The sequence below is a fragment of the Microcoleus sp. S36a_B3 genome (genome assembly GCF_036700745.1).
In the GTDB taxonomy this organism is placed as follows: Bacteria; Cyanobacteriota; Cyanobacteriia; order Cyanobacteriales; family Microcoleaceae; genus Microcoleus.
On the sequence record NZ_JAUBPN010000031.1, the window covers coordinates 16,058 to 35,850 of the forward strand.

General features: G+C 43.8%; 15 protein-coding genes and 1 pseudogene. 4 read left to right on the top strand and 12 right to left on the bottom strand.

Features of this window, described 5'->3' with window-relative positions:
- Positions 1-14: 14 nt before the first annotated feature.
- Positions 15-251: a hypothetical protein gene (locus tag QUA01_RS23510; RefSeq protein WP_333093275.1), complete on the bottom strand. Its 237-nt coding sequence runs from the start codon at positions 249-251 to the stop codon at positions 15-17.
- A 24-nt stretch (positions 252-275) separates the two neighbouring features.
- Complete coding sequence (locus QUA01_RS23515; RefSeq protein WP_333093276.1) at positions 276-401, bottom strand: hypothetical protein; 126 nt, start codon at positions 399-401, stop codon at positions 276-278.
- A 439-nt stretch (positions 402-840) separates the two neighbouring features.
- Here QUA01_RS23515 and QUA01_RS23520 point away from each other — a divergent pair, with 439 nt between their 5' ends.
- Positions 841-1,239: a DUF4342 domain-containing protein gene (locus QUA01_RS23520; protein WP_333093277.1), complete on the top strand. Its 399-nt coding sequence runs from the start codon at positions 841-843 to the stop codon at positions 1,237-1,239.
- Positions 1,240-1,326: 87 nt separating this feature from the next.
- Here the strand turns inward: QUA01_RS23520 and QUA01_RS23525 are convergent, their stop codons facing one another.
- The 7 genes from QUA01_RS23525 to QUA01_RS23555 form a co-directional block, all read right to left on the bottom strand.
- A complete protein-coding gene (locus QUA01_RS23525; RefSeq protein ID WP_333093278.1) occupies positions 1,327-2,712 on the bottom strand; it encodes a hypothetical protein in 1,386 nt (461 codons plus the stop codon).
- Between the two features lie 330 nt (positions 2,713-3,042).
- Positions 3,043-6,204, bottom strand: a complete 3,162-nt coding sequence (locus QUA01_RS23530; RefSeq protein ID WP_333093279.1) for a type I restriction endonuclease subunit R — start codon at positions 6,202-6,204, stop codon at positions 3,043-3,045.
- On the bottom strand, positions 6,201-7,424 hold the full coding sequence (locus tag QUA01_RS23535; protein WP_333093280.1) for a restriction endonuclease subunit S: 1,224 nt from the start codon (positions 7,422-7,424) through the stop codon (positions 6,201-6,203). Before QUA01_RS23535 ends, QUA01_RS23530 begins: the two co-directional genes overlap by 4 nt.
- Before the next feature lie 67 nt (positions 7,425-7,491).
- The gene (locus QUA01_RS23540) at positions 7,492-7,797 is read right to left on the bottom strand and encodes a type II toxin-antitoxin system RelE/ParE family toxin (RefSeq protein ID WP_333093281.1); all 306 of its coding nucleotides are present in this window, start codon (positions 7,795-7,797) and stop codon (positions 7,492-7,494) included.
- Positions 7,798-7,805: 8 nt separating this feature from the next.
- Positions 7,806-8,063 (bottom strand): ribbon-helix-helix domain-containing protein, encoded by a 258-nt coding sequence (locus QUA01_RS23545; protein WP_333093282.1) that lies wholly within the window; start codon positions 8,061-8,063, stop codon positions 7,806-7,808.
- A 50-nt stretch (positions 8,064-8,113) separates the two neighbouring features.
- Positions 8,114-8,380, bottom strand: coding sequence for a ribbon-helix-helix domain-containing protein (locus QUA01_RS23550; RefSeq protein WP_333093283.1), 267 nt, complete (start codon positions 8,378-8,380; stop codon positions 8,114-8,116).
- A gap of 8 nt (positions 8,381-8,388) precedes the next feature.
- Complete coding sequence (locus QUA01_RS23555; protein ID WP_333265903.1) at positions 8,389-9,951, bottom strand: type I restriction-modification system subunit M; 1,563 nt, start codon at positions 9,949-9,951, stop codon at positions 8,389-8,391.
- Positions 9,952-10,424: 473 nt separating this feature from the next.
- Between QUA01_RS23555 and QUA01_RS23560 the strand changes: the two genes are divergently transcribed.
- The 3 genes from QUA01_RS23560 (at position 10,425) to QUA01_RS23570 (ending at position 14,147) form a co-directional block, all read left to right on the top strand.
- Complete coding sequence (locus QUA01_RS23560) at positions 10,425-11,978, top strand: metallophosphoesterase family protein (RefSeq protein WP_333093285.1); 1,554 nt, start codon at positions 10,425-10,427, stop codon at positions 11,976-11,978.
- A gap of 98 nt (positions 11,979-12,076) precedes the next feature.
- Positions 12,077-12,919: a DUF3891 family protein gene (locus tag QUA01_RS23565; RefSeq protein ID WP_333093286.1), complete on the top strand. Its 843-nt coding sequence runs from the start codon at positions 12,077-12,079 to the stop codon at positions 12,917-12,919.
- A 268-nt stretch (positions 12,920-13,187) separates the two neighbouring features.
- Complete coding sequence (locus QUA01_RS23570; protein ID WP_333093287.1) at positions 13,188-14,147, top strand: YegS/Rv2252/BmrU family lipid kinase; 960 nt, start codon at positions 13,188-13,190, stop codon at positions 14,145-14,147.
- 580 nt (positions 14,148-14,727) lie between these two features.
- Here the strand turns inward: QUA01_RS23570 and QUA01_RS27530 are convergent.
- The 3 genes and pseudogenes from QUA01_RS27530 to QUA01_RS23595 form a co-directional block, all read right to left on the bottom strand.
- Positions 14,728-16,137, bottom strand: a pseudogene (locus QUA01_RS27530) (IS1634 family transposase); the annotation flags it as partial.
- A 323-nt stretch (positions 16,138-16,460) separates the two neighbouring features.
- Positions 16,461-17,645: an ISL3 family transposase gene (locus QUA01_RS23590; protein WP_333089814.1), complete on the bottom strand. Its 1,185-nt coding sequence runs from the start codon at positions 17,643-17,645 to the stop codon at positions 16,461-16,463.
- A gap of 115 nt (positions 17,646-17,760) precedes the next feature.
- On the bottom strand, positions 17,761-19,764 hold the full coding sequence (locus QUA01_RS23595; RefSeq protein ID WP_333089813.1) for an ABC transporter ATP-binding protein: 2,004 nt from the start codon (positions 19,762-19,764) through the stop codon (positions 17,761-17,763).
- Positions 19,765-19,793 lie beyond the last annotated feature (29 nt).

Genomic DNA, 19,793 nt, shown 5'->3' on the forward strand with positions numbered 1-19,793 from the left:
GCCCGGTGAGCACGTCAAAATTCGCCGGCTTTTAATGCGTCGTAAAGTTCGCGATCTGCCGCTCTGGTGACGTAAGTAGGAGCATTCGGCGGCAAACTTCCGCCAACTTGATATTCAAATTCTGTAGCTGTCAAATCGGACAAGGCCAATAAAGGGGAAGCAGAAGCAATTAATTGTATTTTACCTAACTTTTCCTCAAGTTCAACTTCTCTTTGAGGAATTTGAGTTTTTTGGGATAATTTGGCGGTCATAATTACTTCTTTTTTCCCTTGATTTTAGGCAATTCTCATGAGAAACTCTAAGATATTCATGGGATGAATGTCTGGGGGCTGGGTTTTGTTTGGTATCGCCCGCTTGCTAGAGAGAAAGGACATTTGAGGAAAGTAAGCGAGGGTTTCCATGTGCGGTTTGCCAAACGAGATGTGTTAAGTATATAAACGGTGGGCCGATCGCACTTTCAGTACAATGTCACTATTTCAACCTGTACATCCGCTGACTCTCTAACTCTGAGTGCGTGAATATCTCTACAATCCTTTGGCTGTCTGGGTTAGAAGTGTTTTAATGTAGGGGCGCGCCGGCCGGCAATCTGCAGACAGTTAGCGTATTGGCACAAGCAAAGGGGAAACGGGGGAGAGTTTGTTGCTTGTTGCTTTTTCCTCTTGGGAGAATCGAGCCACCGGAGGACAAATTTTGGGATTTCGCCCTCAAAGATGAAGAGAAAAAATAGAGCCAGCCGCAGCAATATCAACCAAAAGAATGATTCACAGACAAAAAGTTGCGTGTTATCTTTACGAGATACTTCATATACAAAAAATTTTTTAGCTAAAAGGAGAGCAAAAAATGGAAACACCTACAGATCGCATACAAGAACCGGTGGGGACAAGAGAACTCGAATCAACACCTGTATCTAAAACAGTTTCGGCCCAAAAAGTGGCTGAGGTTAACTTTGAAACGACTCCTTTAGAAACACCTGCTTATGCTCAGCAGAAAGTTACCGTCGAAGAGTTGAAGATTAACGGCAACGATTTGGTTGCTAAGGTTAAAGAACTGCTTCACGAAGGCAATATCCGCCGCATCATTATCAAAAATGAAGAAGAACGGATATTAGTAGAAGTCCCTCTGACTGTGGGAGTAGTCGGCGGAGTAATCGGTGCGGCTTTGTTTCCTGTGATTGCAGCAGTAGGTGCGATCGGTGCATTAGTCGCTCACTTGACTATCATCATTGAAAGAACGGATTAAAAAAAATCAGCGGTGAGAAGACCGGGCGGTTTCAACCGCCGTCTTCCTTTGATAAAATTTGGTTGAAGCCGCCGTCTGATCTATACCCTAAGAAACAGCTTGGTGAGCTAACTTAACTTTCCCTAAAGCCATCTTCCTGCTGTCAAAGAGTTTCATAACTCCCGAAGAGATGGTGTCGATGACATCAGGAGCGCAGTAAGACAGAAACTCTTCCGAGGTAATACGCTCTGCAAAAAAATCTTGAGCTTTCTTTAGGAAGTTTTCAGTTTCAGCAAAGCCGATAGATTTGATAATAAAGGTAGCTACGGGGGAGTTTTTAATATCATAGGGAGATTCTTGATTGCGTCCTATTGCTAACAAATCTAAAACCTCTTTTTCTAACTGACTTTCTAAGGGGTAGGCGATTTGTCGGTTGGGCAAATAATCCTCTAGAACCGATGTTTTAAATCCGGGTGCGCGAAGTTCTCCCATCATTGTTGAAAGGGGAATGTCGCGGCCCAAACGGTAGGAAAGAGCTTCTAAGATGGCGATGGTAATTAGTTTGATTCCTAGATAAAGTTTGGCAGCGGCGATATTTTTTCGTGTTTGGGAAATCATGTAAGTGTAGGTTTCATCGTCCGGCTCTTGCATGAACTGCTGGAAAACGAGTTCGGGTTTGAGAAAGTTTAAAAATCCTTCCATTTTTTGTAGAGATTTGCGGTATCCGCCCACGGTATAGGAATTGACATTGCTCAATTCGTGGTTGGTTTCCGGCATTAAGTTCCAGGTATTGTCTAAGAAATCAGAGGAATTTGGAGAGGCAAAATTCTCTACATCCCGATTTGATAGCCTCACAGAACGCTTGACAATTTCTACAGTTTCGGCATCAGTCCATCCGAAATCAAAATCGCGATTTACAATTACTAACCGCTGATGCAAAAGTTCGATCGCGCTGAAGCCCAAGGGCGAAACCGGACGAAAAGGAATAGTAGCTTCGATGCAGGCGGAGATTTCGGCGATGGTACTAGCTGGCAAAAAAGGCTCTAAAGATTTGGCAGCAATCACGGCGCTCAAAAATTCGTTTTGGCCGCCAAAGGGCGAGAGAGCCTTACCGGGAAGGAACCCAAAGACACTGGCCACAAGCTGATACATGGTATCGTCGGGCAGTTCGGTTTCATCTTTAATAATTAACTGCGATCGCACTTCTTTGACAAAAGGACAAAGGGCGCTGCTAATATTGAAACTTACGCCCTGATCGACTTGCACGTACACGAGGTCGTGAAATAGCGCAGCCAGCACCTCGATCGGATCGACTGACCCCCCGACCTCAAAAATGTGTTCCGACGTGTGAAAGTAGCGCCAAGGCCCTCTCATGGTTTGAATGATTAACTCAGCTATCTGTTCGAGCTTGGGAATGTCTGCTCGACCTCCCAATTGCTCGATCGACGTGACTAAGCAATCCAAACACCGTTTTTGTTCTCCCAAAAGCTCCATTTACGCACCTCCAGTGCATTCCCTGATTGTCTTGGACGCTTATTGCATGGTATCAAAACACGCTGCGATCGTGCCATGATTCGTGACTCAAAAATTGCAAATTTTAGGGTGAAAGAGGGGAGGGGGAGAGGGAAAGAGGGAGACGGGGCGAGGGGGAGAGAGGGAGAGGTAGGAAAAGGGAGCTCGGGAAATTAAATATTAAAAATTCCGCATTTGTGGCGATCGGCGGCAATTGGGCGGTTGGTATCATAAATTACAGTAAAGCTAATAAAAATTGGTAAAGTTTTGATGAAATTTTGATACAAGCTGTGGGTTGCTGACTATTCAGGTTTAAGCTGCTGCGGTGTAAATGCTGCGTCCGGCCTCAGCATAAGACTCGTAAACGTGCTGGTAAATTTCTTGACATTTGCGCTGGTACGCTGCGGTTGAGTAGCTTTCGGGCAGTTTATCTAACATTTCCTCGATCGCCACTTTAACCGCTGCCTTGGTTTGCTGTCGCCTGCGCCAATCTAACACTAATTTTTCTTGTTTAAGGGTTGACAAAAGTTCCTTGGCTACCTTCTTAACTTCCAGCTTTTCCTTCTCGGTTAAGGTGATATCTGGTTTAGTCAACAAATCAAAAATCGCCAGTTCTTCCTCTGATAAATTCTCGCCAATTGCACGTTTATCCTCAATATTTAGTTCCTGGGCAAACTCAACTAACTCGGCAAACAATGTTTCCACATTACCAGAACCAGCGTTGTATTCATCAATCATTTGCTGAAACTTATCGAGATAATTCATCCGGCTTTTGTTGAGGCGCAGCATTTGGGTTAGTTGGCTGCTAATTATGCCTTTGAGTTTCTCTGTTTCGGTGTGTTTGTAACCGGATGCAAACTGGGATTTGAGGGATTCAAAGTCAATTTGGCTGAGGTCAATTGGTTGATTTGATGCGGGGATGATATAATTTGAAGTGCCGATGGATTTGTCCAAAATTTCCTCAACAGCGGCTTTGACTTCGGCAATATCCACCTGTGGGGTTAGACTTTTGATGCGCTTGGTAATTTCAGCAAAAGCGTACAAACTAGGATTGAACTCGCCAGATGCTGGGTCTGGGAGAATCGCTTTGTAGAGTTTGTTAACGTTCTGAGTTAGTGCTAGATATCGCTGTTTGGAATCGTCGTTTATCAGGATAAGTTCGACAGCATCATTCCACAGCTTGGTAAGGGCGAAAGCTTCGGTGGCGGCTTGGATTTTGTTAAAATTGATGCCGCGTTGGGTGCAGAATTGTAGGGTAAGATCGATCGCACTTCTCAATTCATCGACTAGGGCGGCTTTCGATTGTACCGGCGTGTCGCCTTCGGAGACATCACCGCCGGATGCGGAACCATAAATTGCTAGGGCTTTTTGCAAGTCGCGGAAAACGCCGATATAGTCTACAATCAGCCCGTTTGTCTTTTCCCCAAATACGCGATTCGCCCTGGCGATGGTTTGCATCAGGGTGTGGTTCCGCATCGGTTTGTCGAGGTAGATAGTGGAACAACTGGGCGCGTCAAATCCTGTCATCCACATCGCGCAGACAAAGACGATTCGCAGGGGGTGATTCGCATCTTTGAATTTATCGTCTAATCCTGGTTTTTCCTTGGCGAGGCGTTGGCGGTGGGGTTTGATAGTTAAGCCTTTTTTGTTAAAGATTTCTTCCTCATTTTGGGAAGAAGAAATGATTACCGCCATGTCGGTTTCGGCGATGTATTGAATCTGGGCGGTTAGGTTTTCGTGTTCGGCGTTGGCTGCGATTAGTTGGTTTTGTAATTCGGTTAAATACTGTTGCCAATAGTGCTGGACTTTGTTATACATTTTAACAGCAGTAAAGCGATCGATGGAGACAACCATTGCTTTACCTTGGTAGCCGCGCCCTAAAAAGTGGGCGACTATATCTTTGGCGATTTCGTCTAAGCGTTCATCTCGCGTTATTAGGTGCAATTCCCGCGCAAATTCGCGATCGAGTTTATTCTCTTGGGCCTCATCTAAATCTGCTGATTCTATCGCATCGGCTATCTGTTCGTTAAGTTCGCTGTTGGTGAGTTCTAGTTGGGGGATGCGGTTTTCGTAGAACAGGGGAACTGTTGCGCCGTCTGCGATGGATTGGCGGAAGTTGTAGATGCTGATGTAGTCGCCAAATTCGCGCCTGGTGGCTTCTTCTCCCACGAGTAAGGGTGTGCCGGTGAAGCCGATAAATCCGGCGTTTGGTAATGCCGTTCTCATGTTGGCGGCGTAGCTGTCGTATTGCGAACGGTGGGCTTCGTCGGCGATGACTATGATATTATGGCGATCGGAAAGTTGGGGGTAGGTTTCGCCTTTTTGGGTGCGGAATTTTTGAATTAATGTGAATACATAGCGGTGGTCTTCTGTCAATAGTTGTTTGAGATGTTCGCCGCTGTTCGCCCGGACTGTTTTTTCGGGTTCGGTGACTGCGCCGGTTTTGGCAAAGTTTTTATATATTTGGTTGTCTAAGTCGTCGCGATCGGTGATAATTATAAATGTCCAGTTTCCGGTAATTGTGCGGTGGATTTTCTGGGAAAAGAACTGCATCGAGAAGCTTTTGCCGCTGCCTTGGGTGTGCCAGAAAACGCCAAGTTTGCCTTGATTTTCGCGGATGTTTTGTACGGCTTCCAGGCAATTGTTCACGCCGAGATATTGATGATTTTTGGCTACGAGTTTGATTATATTGCCTTGTTCTTCGCTAAATATGGTGAAGTTTTCGACAATATCTAAGAGTTTGGTTTTGTCGCAAGTGCCGCGAATTATGGTTTCGAGGGAGATGATGCCTTGTTCGCCTTCGCTGTTGATTTTTTTCCAGTCTGAGAAATACTCCCAGGTGGCGGTGAGGCTGCCGATTTTGCTGATGCTACCGTTGGAGAGGATAACGATGCTGTTGTACCAAAATAATTGGGGAATTTCTTTTCGGTAGTCGCAGAAGTTATTTTTATAGGCGAGTTCGACTCGTTCTCTAGAAGCTTTGAGTTCGATAAATATCAGGGGAATGCCGTTTATGAAGCCGATTAAATCGGTGCGGCGGGTGTACATTTCCCCGGCAATCCAGAATTGGGAAGCGAGGAAAAAGTCGTTGTTGGTGGGGTTTTTCCAGTCGATGACGGTGACATTTTCGGTGATTTCTTCGCCGTCGTCGTTGCGGTAGGTGACAGTTACTCTATCTTTGAGGAGGTGGTAAATTTCGCGGTTGGCGTTGGCGAGGGTGAGGGCGTTTCTGTCGCGGATTAGTTGTTCGATGGCGAGGTTAATTGCGGGTTTTGGGAGGTGAGGATTGAGTTTTTCTAGGGCTGGTTGTAGTTTGGAGATGAGGACAACTTCGCTTTTGGTTTCTCGCCCTAGGTTGCTGGTGCCGCTATTCCATTCGCTGTAGCAGTTGGCGGTGGTGTAGCCGAGTTTTTCAAAGAGGGCGACGGTTTCGAGTTCTAGGGCTGCTTCTGAGTTGGGGTGGGGTTGAGTCATGCGGCTATTTCTCCGGTTTTGATGTCGAGGTTTTCTACGTCGATTTCGCCTGAGATGAGTCTTGGAAGGAGTAAGTCGCGGGTTTGGCGAAGGTTGTCGTTTTTTGCTTGTAATAATTCAATTTCTGAAAATACAACAGAGATGAATTTTGCAAATTTATATTGAATATCAGGAAGAGAGACTATTATATTAAGATTATTTAGAATAGTTAGAGTAAGAAACTTAGTTGCAGAGCCAGTCGATATACTCTTCAAGTGTTCAAGTTGCGCCTTGATAGCAAAGTATAAGTAATAGTTTGTAACTTGGTGTTGATTCAGACTACGAATAACATAGGTTCTCTGATACGCATCGAATTTTCCTTTAAAATACTTAATATGGAAAACGCCATTGGCATTATTACCTGCCAACAAAACACACTCTGTATCGAAAGAATATGTATCAGTCCTAAATATCTCTTGAGAGCAGGTAAAAAAAGGATAAACACCATTTGGTTTAGCCGCATTGGAATTTAGCTTACCAGTTTGGAATGATGCCAACTTACCTAAGCATACCACATCCCAGCCTTCAGGAATCAGCCCTAATTCTGAATCTACCATCTGCACCTGTTCGTGGCCGGGAAAGCGGAATTTGACGAACCACTCGCGGTAAAGCGATCGCGCCATCTCCTCCAATATCTCAATCCGCCGTGTGTTATTCTCGATTAGGTCGTTATAGTTGTAAATAATCGCTGCAATTTTATCTTGAGTCTGGCGAGATGGAAGATTGACTTCCATCTCCTTTGCAGCACTAACATTGAAATGCTGCTGCGCTACTCCGACTAAATTTCCTGCTATTATCCCTTGTCCCCAGGTTGAATTAAAAACGCAAGTAAGATATTTTGCATTAAGTTCTTCTGAGGGGCGGATAATAACTAAGTCTGCACAGTTACATATAGAAAGCTTAGAAGGGATAACAGAAGCGATGCCAGGATAACCTGTTCTTACAACTCCAACGTCTCCTGGTAACAGGGCTGACTTCTTCAGCTTGCCGTGAAACTCAGGTGTGATGTACTTAACCGAGGATAATTCGAGGCTAAATGGTAAGATATTTTGAGAACGTAAAAAAGGAATGCCTTTATCAACATATTCTTTCGCCATTGACCCTACATGACCGACAGTAATTTCGCGGCAGACTTCCTTGAGTTTGACTTTACGCCAACCATTTTTTATAGTTTTTTTCATCAAACTTTCCCCTCCAATAACCTCACGACATTTTCAGCAATTCGTTCTTCCAACCCTCGCACCATACCTAATCCTCATCCAACTCTGAAAACAGCGATTCTAAGTCCCGATATCCACTCACGACACGAGCAATATCAATTCCATCTTCCCTAGGATAATAAAAAATGATGTAATCATCAACAATAAACCCTCGTAAACTAGGAGATAGCTTGCTATAATTTTTTCCCATATTAGGAAAACCAGCCACAACTTTACATCGCTCTCTAATTCTATCAAAAAGCTGACTAGCAGCACTGGAATTATTCCGAGCAATATATTCGCAAATTTCATTTAAATCTCGAATCGCATCATCAGAGAAAGAATAGGTACTCATAGTTGCGACTAAAAATCAGAGCGAATTTTCTCCTGCAACCGGGCAAAAACTACCTCGCCATCAGTTACTTGTCCTCTAGCTATTTGCTCAGTACCGCTAGCAATTTTCAGCCTTAATTCTTCTAAACGCTTCTGTTCTGAGGCGCGATTTTGCTCTTCTAGCAATTGCAATGCTTCACTAATTAACTGCTCAATACTGTTATATTTCCCCCCTTCTAGTTGCGATTTAACATAGTTTTCCTGTTCAGTTGTTAAGGTTATATTCATTGTCTAATTGCCTCCAAAAATCCTTAAATTAGGTGAAATCAGATAACGACTCATTTTCTATTTTGACGTGCTTGTTTAAATCTCTCTAAAATCCCCGCGACAACAGCTTCCCCATCTAATCCTTCCCCTCTATCGAGTTCTGCAATCCCTATATCAATCTTCTCCCGCGTTTCCTTTATCCATTGTTCGTACTCACCCTGAAGCTTTTCTAACAAGCGAAAAGCCGTATCAATCACTTCCTCCCGATTGGCAAATTTCCCACTCGCCACTTGAGACTGAATAAATTGTTCGTGTTCGGGTTTTAAACTAATACTCATGGTAACTCCTACAAGTTCAATAATTGCGCCACATTCTCAGCAATTGTTTCCTCCAACCCCCGCGCCTCAACATTCAATATTTCCAACTCCTCATTCAACTCTTCCAACCGCGCCGCAAAATCAAAATCCTCCGCCTCCTGACGTTGGGCCACCCCCACATAACGCCCTGGATTGAGACTCCATCCCTGGGCCTCAATCTCATCCAATGTTGCTATTTTACACAACCCCGCCACATCCCGATAAACCTTGTCTGGGAAAGTTTCAATCAGCATTTCGGCATCAGCCGTCAACTCTGCCTTTTCCCCTCGGTACAGCCGCACAATATTTGAGATAAACTCAATCTGTGCTTCGCTAAACTCCCGATGGGCGCGGTCAATTTGCCTGTAAATATGCCGCGCATCCACAAACAATACTTGATCCTTGCGAGGGCTTTTCGCTTTCCGCCTGTCAAAAAACCACAGCGTACAAGGTAAAGTCACCGTATAAAAGAAATTAGAACCGATCGCAATCATCACATCCACCGCCCCGGTTTCAATCAACTGGCGGCGAATCTCCAACTCCGAGCCCCGCGCATCCGATGCCGAGTTTGCCATCACAAACCCCGCCCGTCCGTTCCCATTCAAAGCAGTATAAAATAGCTGAATCCAGAGATAATTTGCATTGTCGGTAGTCGGCGCACCAAAGGGATAATGAGGATTGTCCTTAATCTTTTCTCTATCCACCCCATTAACATTAAACGGCGGATTCGCCATCACAAAATCAAATTCACCAACGCTGTTGTGAATATCTTGATAATAAGTGTTTCCTTCCCGGATATTTCGCAAACCAGAAACCCCGTGAACTGCCAAGTTCATCTGGCAGAGTTTCACAGTTCCGTCTACCTTTTCCTGACCGTAAACACTAATAACTTGATTCGGGTCAAATCCTAACTTATTCCTCACCCGAATTGCACTCTGTACCAGCATTCCCCCAGCACCGCAGGCAGGGTCTAAAATTCGCCCGCAATTCGGCTCTATGACCTCGACAATCAGCTTTACCAAGGAAATTGGAGTAAAAAACTCTCCGCCTTTCTGCCCTTCTTTCTGAGCAAAGTTTCCCAGGAAATACTGATAAATTTCCCCAAAGGCATCCTCAGTAATATTTGCTCTGGGAATCCGATTTAAGATTTTCAACAACTCCCGCAAAATCGGTTTTTCCAAGCTGTTGTAATTTCTAGGCAAAGCGCCGCCGAGTTCCTCATTCTCATCGGCGATCGCCTTCATCGCCGCATTAATCGCCCCGCCAATATCCTCTGCTTCCGGGCGATCGAGCAAATAATCAAAACGCGCCGTTTCCGGCAAATAAAGCGCGCCTTTTGCCTGGTAATCCGTCTTACCCACCGTGCGCCGCCTGCTGCTGGTGCCGGCTGCAATTTGCTGTGAAACCAGGGCAAATTTATAGTCAGCGTAGAGCAGAAAAACCAACCCCAAAACGGGGACGGAATATTCCGAAGGCTTGAGTTTGGAATTCGCCCTGAGTTCGTCGGCTGCTTCCCAAAGGCGTTTTTCGAGTTCGGTATAGTTGGCTGGCATTGTTGGCGTTATTTTCCCAAGTTCTTGATAGATTCCTTCGTCTTCGGCAACAACAAACAGCACCGCCTCGTACAAACTCTTATTTTAGTTGCTAGGCGGGGCGATCGCATCAAAGCTTTGAGCAAATGGTATAAGTTGCAAGATCGAAGGAGCAAGAGGAGGCAGAGCCTCCGGATCTGCATTACCAGGCAGAGCCTGGTAACGAGCAAAACGAGCAAACAGTATTCTTGTCCCCCCCCTTGCTAAGGGGGGGCTAGGGGGGGTCGGAGAGTATTGCATGATTTTAGAGAAATGGTATAACGAGCAAAAAACCAAGTTTTTAGCTTCGGGGCCGAGCGATCGATTTTTCAGCTTTTAGAGAGATGCAAAAAGTCGCCCGATCGCTGCACTATTAACTAGGAACTCAGCAATTTGGGAGACTAGGCGGCGTGAAATTCGTGTCCGACCCGCGAATAACAGTCAAAATCAGCAAAATGAACGAGCGGGTGCGGTGGCAAGAACAGGCGATAGTCGATCGGGCGATCGACCAAACTCGGATTGTTTTAGAAACTCAAACCAGCGACTCTCCAGAGTTTTCATTTTTAGTCGCAGGCGACAGCGGCACGAGCAACCACCGCGGCCACAACCCGCAGCGGCAGATTGCCCAGCAAATGCTCTCGCAGCGGGAAACTTGCCGTTTCCTCCTCCACACGGGGGATGTAGTTTATCTCGTCGGTTCCAGCGAATATTACTTGCAAAACTTTATTCGCCCCTACCGAGAATTTATCGTCGGCGGCGAGCATCCCTCTCGGATTGCTTACGATCGCATGGTGTTTAACTTTCCGTTTTTGCCAGTACCGGGAAACCACGACTATTACGACCTGCCCGTAGTCTACGGCCTGCTGTCGGCAACAGCTTTGCCGCTGCGGAAGCTGTTGGGTGCCAAGTTGGATCTCGATGTCGGCTGGCACGGTTCCGATCGCGGAAATGCCTACGCTAAAGCATTTCTCGACTACCTGAGGGCTCACAAATTGCCGGGAGAACTCGATCGCCACCTAGACACCCACTACACCGCCAGCACCAGCACAGGCCGCTGCATCCGCTACCAACCCGGAAGCTTTACCCGCTTACCCAACCGCTATTACACCTTCCGCAGCGGCGGCATCGACTTCTTCGCCCTCGACTCCAACACCTTCAACGAACCCTTGCCGCTGCCGAAAACCAAACAAGGCGACATTCGCCGCCGGAATTTGGAAATCGAGCGCCAGCAGTTGGAACAAGAAAAATTGGCAATGCTGGAAATGTGCGATCGGCTAAACCCCGAAATTCCAGAAGAAGCCGAACAGCTAGACGACTTGGGCGCCAAATTAGCGCAAGTTGACGAAATGCTGATGGATATTGACAAACAACTGTCCTCCGACAAAACAGCCACCGACGTGGAACAGCTCGAATGGCTCGAAAGGCGACTGATTGACTCTTGGCGCGATTCAGACGTGCGGGGGCGGGTAATTTACCTGCACCATCCCCCCTACGTAACCGAGGCGACAAAGTGGAATCAAGCTCAAACTTTGGCCGTGCGGTTGCGGTTGCGCGAGGTACTCGACGGGGTGCGCGATGCAGTTGGAGAAGTGGCGGGCGGGCGATCGCTAGTAGATTTGGTGCTGACCGGCCACGCCCACTGTCTGGAACACCTGAAGACTGGGGATACCGGACACGGCGACTCTGGGATTAATTGGATTGTTTGCGGGGGAAGCGGTCACAGCCTGCGCCGCCAGCGCCCGGAAGGGCCGGTGTTGGAGGAACCATCAAGTCCTGAAGCTTATCGGTTGGGGCGCGAACCGGGTGTCAAAACAGCCGGCCGGCGGGTAGCGGAATCTTTGCTATTTGTCGGCCGCAGCGGTCAAGGTTCCCACAAACGCCGTCCTTATTCGTGTTTGCGGATTGATGTTCTTGACGGGACTCCCCCCAAGTTCCGAGTCACACCTTTGGTTGTCGAACGATTTGAGGGCAAATGGCAGGATATCGCGATCGAACCTTTTGTGATTTAACTTCGTTTCTACGTTCGATGGTTCCGACTTGGGCGATCGGACTTTTATGAAAAACTGAGTCCGAACGATCGAACTAATTGCATTGTTGGCGATCGGGATTGAGTTTTGCCGAAGCAAAAAGCTTAATTCCTAAGTTTGAAACTCTCAAAATTCTGTCTCGCACTGGAAAAATTTTAATCTTTGCACTCAACTTAATTCAGGAGAAAAATTCAATGATTGCCAACTTAACCGCCACCGGTTGGGAAATTATTTATCACCGCGCCCACGCTTTGCTGGCCGCCCAACTTGGCGGACAGTGGAAGCGCTCGAAATCTCCGATTCGCCTCTACGAAACCATAGCCGCGATTTCCCACCACGACGATTTAGAAAAAGAGTGGGAAGAGCATATTTTGACTGAAGCCGGCGCGCCCTTTGATTTTACCTTGGACACAGAAACTTCAGTGCCTAAAATGAAAGGATTGACGGAGACTTCTATATATCGGGGGCGGTGGGTAGCAATGTTGACTTCCATGCACATGAGCTATCTTAATGAAGGAAAGCGGGGAGAGTCGAAGGAACTAAACGATTTTTTGGACGAACAACTCGCCAACCAAAAAAAATGGCGCGAGGAGTTGAAGATTTCTAAAGAAGAGGCAGAATCAGCTTATGCTTTTTTCCAGTGGTGCGATCGGCTATCATTAATTCTGTGCAGCCGCGAGTTGCCCGCCGGAGAACGAGCTTTAGAAATTAGTGTCGGCCCCGACGGAAAGCGCTACGATATTCTACAGCACAGCAACGAACTCGTAACTGTAACTCCTTGGCCTTTTGAAGACGATAAGTTTACGGTGAACGTCGAAGCGTGTCATTTAGATAAAGTCAAGTTTGACAGCAATGAGGAAATTAAAGAAGCGCTGGCAAAAGCTCCGCGCGAAGTGTTAGAGTGGACTTTTGTCAAGTCTTAATCAAAACCTTTGAAAAATAGGTGAGGTTTGTTTTCGGAGTTGCTCGTTACCAGGTTGCTCGTTACCAGGCTCTGCCTGGTAATGCAGGTGCGGAGGCTCTGCCTCCTTCTTTCTTGCAACTTACAGGAGAGAAGACTGTAGGAGTTGTTTAAGTTATTAAGTTTTCGAGCCTAAGAGCGATTTAGGGGGATATAAACTTCGATACAAACGAAAAAGATCGATGATTTCAGTTCAGCCATTACCTATTACAAATTACTGATTATCAACTATGAAACGTTCAGCCTGCCTAATCTTTAATCCCGTCGCCGGCAACAGAGACCCAGACCAAGACTTGGCGATAATTCAGGATATTTTAGAGCCGTTTATTGACTTAGATATTGTGCTGACAACGCCAGAAATAGACGCAGATCAACTCGCCCACGAAGCAGTTGCTAGGGGAGTTGACGAAATTATTGCTTGCGGGGGCGACGGCACACTATCAGCAGTTGCTGGGGCGATTGTCGGCACAAATATTCCTTTAGGAATTATTTCGCGGGGAACAGCAAATGCTTTTGCTAATGCTTTAGAGCTTCCGAATACAGTTGAAGCCGCCTGCGAAACTATTTTGGGAGGGTTGAGGCGGGTGGTGGATGCGGCGACTTGCAACGGTAAAATGCCGATGGTTTTGTTAGCTGGCGTGGGTTTTGAGGCGGAAACTGTCGAATTAGCCGATCGCGACATGAAGAATCGCTGGGGAATGCTGGCTTACATTCTGTCGGGAATTAAACAGTTAAACAATCTAGAAAGATTTGAAGCAGAAATCGAGACAGAAGATAAAATCGTCAGCGTTACTGCTGTAGCCGTCACGGTGGCGAATGCAGCGCCGCCTACTTCGATTTTAGCTCAAGGCCCGGCGGGGATTATTTTTGATGACGGCTTGCTGGATGTGACGCTGGTTGCGCCTGAAAATCAAGCTGGGGCGATCGCAGTTTCTTATCACCTATTGCAAACAGCTTTGACTGGCAATCCGAGCGATCGCGACGACATAGGTTATTTTCGCGCCAAAAAAGTAAAAATTAGTGCCGATCCGCCTCAGAAAGTAGTTGTAGACGGTGAAATATTCGGCATGACTCCGATTACTATTGAGTGCGTTCCCGGAGGTTTAACTATTTTTGTACCGCGAGTTGAAGAAGAGCAAGCAGTGGAAAAACTCACCGGTTTAGCAGATATCGAAATTACATTGAAGTAGAATTATAGTATTTCGAGTTCTCATATGAGGTGCTGTCGGGCATAGGGCATAGGCCTCCGTGGGCATACCTCACAACGCGATCGAACCGCTATAGCTTTTAGACAAATCCATAATAAGGTTTGTAGTGAGGACTTCAGTCCTCAGAACTCAAGTGTTAGCGAAGAAGGACTAGAGTCCTCACTACGAACCTTAATTTTTATGCTTCTAAAATTTGGCGAATTCGGCGCTCTAAACCCACATTCAGCAGATGTGATTCATCTTACTGGTATTTTTGAAAAATCAAAGCCAGCATTTTTTTAGTCTAACCTTTTTAAGTTTAATTTCTATTTTGTGTGAAAATTAGTAGACAATATCTCAAGTTAAATCCAGGTGTTTTTCTGTGACAATGACTTGCTCAATTTATCAGACAATACCTTCCAATAAATCCAGAGGTTTTTCGACCATAATTATTATGTTGATAAAGTTGATTGGCTAGACAAGTATCTCAATTTGACTTCAAATCCCCCTGATTAAATAATCAGATAATATTAACGACAGACTGTCCCTAAACAAGAGAGAATTTTTCGATGTTCTACCGTTAAATTGCTTCTACTCTCTGAGGATTTTTTACGAAGACACTTGAAGTAAAAAACAACGGATCTTTCAGGAATTTAAATCCTATTTCTGTAGATTGTTGGGCTTTGTATTCTTTGAGTACGCTCTCCTTACTCAATTCATTCTTGTCAATAATGTTTGTTGCTAAAATAAATCTTCCTGCCCAGTTTTTCAGATTCACTTACTTCTAATTTAGTCTCTAATTCACCTGTTATTCGATAATTTATTTGAGTGGTTATGGCGAATTTACTGGGTCTACCTGATTGCTCATATTCGGCTATTTTTTGATAAATAATATGGTTAATTTTATGATATTTGAATGAATTTGATAACTTTTCGAGAGCCATTTTAGCATTCGGTTCACAAGCACAATTTGGCTGGGATAGCTTGCGTATAGAGGTTGATGCTTTTTTTTGTTTTTCTACTTGCTTATTTACTTGTTCAATACTAGATTTTTTCCTCGCTTCACTTTCTACGATTAACCATCTTTGCTTGACTTCTCCATAATCACTTTCTTTTTCGACCATTTTATATCCTGATATTTCACTGTATGTCCATTGGTGAGCTGCGATATTTAATATTGCCTCCTGAGCCATTTTTATAGTTAAAGGAACTCTAGTTTTCCATTTCATTTCTCTCATAGCGATGATATTATCTTTGGTATACAAGGCACTATCTGCTACATTTACTCCTTCAAAATTCCAGGACTTTTTGAATTCTTTTAATCGCTCTACAAATACACTTTTGTCATCGATATTTCCTGAGTCTATTTTTAAATATAATGGTACATCTCCATCTCCTGTACAAATCATGTCAACAATAAATTGCTTGAGGTCTGGTCGATGCTCCCTCGAATATCCATGTTTGAGTTCTATGGTTTTCATCTCTGATTCATGCGATGATTCTTGAATTTTCACTTCTGACTCAATCTTAACGGCTTATTGACTCCTTTTTCTGACGGCTTTGCGTACTCCCCATGTACATACATTGAAGTTCCATCCAAATGAATGCTCTTCATTTTTACTTGAAATTCTTCGGCAGCTTTTATAGCGATTGTTGTAAATAGTTGTGTTGTGCCTGCTGCATAATATTTGTCTAATGCTCTGGCTAATTGGTCATCATTTAAATGTGATGGTAATACTCCTTCTCCAATCAGATGTGATGTTGCTTTGCCGACAAAAAATTGTTCAAATAAGTATCAAGGGGCGCTCAAAAATCCTAATCCATTCAAAATCATTGCTTTCATTACTTGTCCGGGAGTTAGGAGTTCTTTTTCTTTGATACCGATTTGTTTATTCACTAATTCTACCAGTTCCATTTCATCGATAATTTCGGCTATTATTCCTAAACGATCTATGTTGAGGACTTTTATTTCGACTGGGGGCTGATTCCTGATTTTTTACACCTGTGTTCCTGACTCTATTATATACTTTTGGAAATACTTGATACCGTTGCTATATGTTGATTTCATGGCTTTATGCCGACAAATTTAAAACTATTAAATTTGTCTAAATATCTGCGGAATGTGGGGTTATATCAGCACTTTACAATTATGAGTTAGCTCTGGGATCTAAAACTCAAAGCCTTTAATTATAACATATTTTTCCGGAAAAAATATAATTTAAATGCGCGACAACTTAATAACCAATAACCAATAACCAATAACCAATAACCAATAACCAATAACCGGCTCTTCTGGGTTTATGGGGATAAGTAAAGCTAATGAGAAAGACAGGCTAATAATCTAGAACGAAAGTTTACAAAATTCAAAAAGCCATAGGCTTGTCGTTTAATTAATTTGATTCGGTTATTAAGTCCCTCCATCACACCACTAGATGTACGGTTGAAAAAGTAATTACAAATATTGTCTAGATGGTTGTGAAGTGTTTCCAAAACTGCTCCGTAGACAACTTTAGCTTTTTGAAGCCATTCTTTCAATTGTTCCTGACCATCTTCAGGGGTTTTACAAGTTTCAAAAATACTCCTAAAATCTTCTTTTAGAGTATAAGCTAATCGCCAACGCTTAGAATACTTCAAGACAGTTTCCAATTTCACTTTTTCTTCTTCTGTTAAATCAATATTATTTCTTAGCAGCATAAAGCGACTGCCTTTAATCTTAACTCCAGTTTGTTTACGCAATTGATTTAACTCTTTGATCACTGGCTGCATGACATGAAATCTGTCGATGACAATTTTTGCATTTGGGAATACCTCTTTTACAACTTTTGGAAATCCTCCCCACATATCAACGCTGACTTCCTCAACTTTCTCTCTTATCTCAATTGGTTGCTGCTTAAGGATTTCAATGATGTCATCTTGTTTATGACTATCAATCACTTCTAGCAATTCTCCTAAGTCAATATTTGATACGACCGTGACAAAATTTTGATATCCTTTGCGTTTACTCACTTCATCAATACTCACCCGTTTTACTTCTTCCCAATTCTCCTTTTTTTTTAGAGAAAATTGGTGGTTAAATATTCCCTGTACTTGCTCCCAACTCAAAAATTCATCTCGACTTACCTGCTCTACACTCGCACTTTGCACTCGTTGATAAACATACTCTTCATATCTTTGTGTGTATCGTCTTTCCCAATCTACAAAGGGTAATTCTCCCGTAAAATGTTTTTGACACTGATGACAATAAAATTGGCGGCGTGGCGTATTTAAATAAATTACTTTGCCAAATACTGATAAATCTCGAATCAGTATCGGTCGATTTTGTTTTAATTTTCTACTCTGCGTATTACAATGGGGGCAAGGAGCTTCATCATGTAAGAATCTCAGCTTGAGAATAATTTTATTTTCTTCTTCCGTAAAACTTTCGATGGTTGTATTTGGTAAATTTAGCAACCTATCAAGATGCAAGTCCATGCCTATCACCACGTATTCATTGTATCTCATTATACATTAATCCCCTCAAACCCAGAAGAACCCAATAACCAATAACCAATAACCAATAACCAATAACCAATAACCAATAACCAACAACCAATAACCAATAACCAATAACAACTTCCTACTTTTTAATTGTCTGACGCTTAATAGTATTTTCTATAAATTCTAAGGTTTTAAAAATATTAGCAGCGGAATGAAATGATTCTCTAATTAACTCGTCTTTTTCTTCGGGAGAGTCTACCATTTCATCTACTAGCAATTTTAGGTAAGCTATCATAGGAGTCAGGCGAGTGCGAATTTCGTAAGAACCTCTGATTAATGCTTCGTCACGAGCGGTTTCTTCGGCAAATTGCACTGAATACAAGCGAGTGTAGTAACCTCCTTTTGCTAGCAATTCTTCGTGGGAACCTATTTCTACTACTTGTCCGCGATCGATTACGGCGATTTTGTGGGCTTTTTGGACTGTGGAGAGGCGGTGGGCGATTACTAAGGTTGTGCGATCGCAACTCAATTTCTCGATCGCCGATTGCACGTATCTTTCGGAAACCGTATCTAGGGAACTCGTAGCCTCATCTAAAATTAAGATTTCTGGGTTTTGCAGCAAAGCTCTAGCAATGGAAATTCTCTGACGCTGCCCTCCCGATAATATTACACCCCGATCGCCAATTTGAGTATCCAACCCCTCCGGCAACAGTTCGATAAACTCATAAGCATTCGCTCCCCGCGCCGCTTCCACAATTTCTGCCTCAGTCGCTTGGGGCCTAGCGTAAGCAATGTTTTCGCGCACTGAAGCATTAAACAAAAACGTATCTTGGCTAACAATACCCATCGCTTTTCTGAGACCTTTTAGCTCAAATTCGCGCAAATCCGTGCCATCTATCGAGATATTACCTTCAGTAGGATCGTAAAATCTCGGCAGTAAATCTGCCAAAGTTGACTTACCAGAACCCGAAGTTCCTACCAAAGCCAAAGTAGTACCGTGAGGAAGAAATAAATCAATTTTTTGAAGAACTAAACTCTTGTGATTCGGATAACTAAAAGATACTTTATTAAAATTAATTCCCGAGCGCAAATGAGTGTACGGCACAGAACCGTTCAGCATAAACGGTTTGTCGTCGCAGCTCAAAAAATCATTCACTACCTCTACACTAGCCGACGTATTCGCAAATTGACTGCGCCCGCTATTCAACTGAGAAATCAAAGGAATTAACCGAAAAAGTACCAACAAATAGGTCAATAAAACTGTTGAAATAGACTCTATTTCATTTGTAAATATTGTGCGACCAATAAATACAATCAAAATTATAACTATCAAATTAACAACTTCGTTAATTGGGGCGATCGCCGCATAATTTACCTGAGCCATAAAATCTGCTTGTTCTCGCCTTTGAATTAAATGCTTGATCCGCTGATACTCCCTTTCCTCGTTCCCCGTTGACTTGACCAACCGAATCCCAGTAATCGTTTCCAGCACCCTAACCGAATAATCTTTCGACATTTCAGAAAGCAGGTGGCCAAAATACTTGGAACGGTTAATAATATATTGATTTGTCCAAGCAACTAACGCCAGCAACACTGTAGCTGTCACCGTCAGTTTCCACGAGATAGAAAGCAGCAAACCCACAAACACCAAAACAGTAATTGAAGTAGTAAACATTCCGATCGCCGTGCCAACTGCACTAGCCGTCCGGCCAATTTCTCCGCCCAATCTATTAATTAAATCCCCGACTTTAGTTTTAGAGTAAAAATCTAAATCTACTTCTAACAACAACCGCAAACCTGCTTCTCGCAAATCAAAAGTCAGAGAGCGCGTCAGAGAAGTAGCCACTAAAGTATTGATATAACTCGCAATATTTTTTAAAAAGATTGCGAGAAAAATCGCCGCTGTCATCAACATTAAACGCTGATTTTCGGGCATTCCTTCAAAGGGATACATCAAATTTTTAATGAGAGGTGGAGCGCCGCGCAGCTCGATCGCTTCATCCAAAAAATTTAAAAGCACTGGTACAATCAGAGTAGTGCTGATACCGCTGAATAAAGCCCCAGAAAAGCCCAGCATCACAGTTAATAAAATCCTGCCGGGATATCGTCTGGCAAATTTTAGGAGTAGCTTATTGGCAGACATGAAGCATTCCCAGCTAAACAGTATGGCAT

Excerpts from the sequence above, each read along its gene's own strand:
- QUA01_RS23510 (WP_333093275.1), bottom strand. The coding sequence starts at position 251 with ATGACCGCCAAATTATCCCAAAAAACTCAAATTCCTCAAAGAGAAGTT.
- QUA01_RS23515 (WP_333093276.1), bottom strand. The coding sequence starts at position 401 with ATGGAAACCCTCGCTTACTTTCCTCAAATGTCCTTTCTCTCTAGCAAG.
- QUA01_RS23520 (WP_333093277.1), top strand. The coding sequence starts at position 841 with ATGGAAACACCTACAGATCGCATACAAGAACCGGTGGGGACAAGAGAA.
- QUA01_RS23525 (WP_333093278.1), bottom strand. The coding sequence starts at position 2,712 with ATGGAGCTTTTGGGAGAACAAAAACGGTGTTTGGATTGCTTAGTCACG.
- QUA01_RS23530 (WP_333093279.1), bottom strand. The coding sequence starts at position 6,204 with ATGACTCAACCCCACCCCAACTCAGAAGCAGCCCTAGAACTCGAAACC.
- QUA01_RS23535 (WP_333093280.1), bottom strand. The coding sequence starts at position 7,424 with ATGAAAAAAACTATAAAAAATGGTTGGCGTAAAGTCAAACTCAAGGAA.
- QUA01_RS23540 (WP_333093281.1), bottom strand. The coding sequence starts at position 7,797 with ATGAGTACCTATTCTTTCTCTGATGATGCGATTCGAGATTTAAATGAA.
- QUA01_RS23545 (WP_333093282.1), bottom strand. The coding sequence starts at position 8,063 with ATGAATATAACCTTAACAACTGAACAGGAAAACTATGTTAAATCGCAA.
- QUA01_RS23550 (WP_333093283.1), bottom strand. The coding sequence starts at position 8,380 with ATGAGTATTAGTTTAAAACCCGAACACGAACAATTTATTCAGTCTCAA.
- QUA01_RS23555 (WP_333265903.1), bottom strand. The coding sequence starts at position 9,951 with ATGCCAGCCAACTATACCGAACTCGAAAAACGCCTTTGGGAAGCAGCC.
- QUA01_RS23560 (WP_333093285.1), top strand. The coding sequence starts at position 10,425 with ATGAACGAGCGGGTGCGGTGGCAAGAACAGGCGATAGTCGATCGGGCG.
- QUA01_RS23570 (WP_333093287.1), top strand. The coding sequence starts at position 13,188 with ATGAAACGTTCAGCCTGCCTAATCTTTAATCCCGTCGCCGGCAACAGA.
- QUA01_RS23590 (WP_333089814.1), bottom strand. The coding sequence starts at position 17,645 with ATGAGATACAATGAATACGTGGTGATAGGCATGGACTTGCATCTTGAT.
- QUA01_RS23595 (WP_333089813.1), bottom strand. The coding sequence starts at position 19,764 with ATGTCTGCCAATAAGCTACTCCTAAAATTTGCCAGACGATATCCCGGC.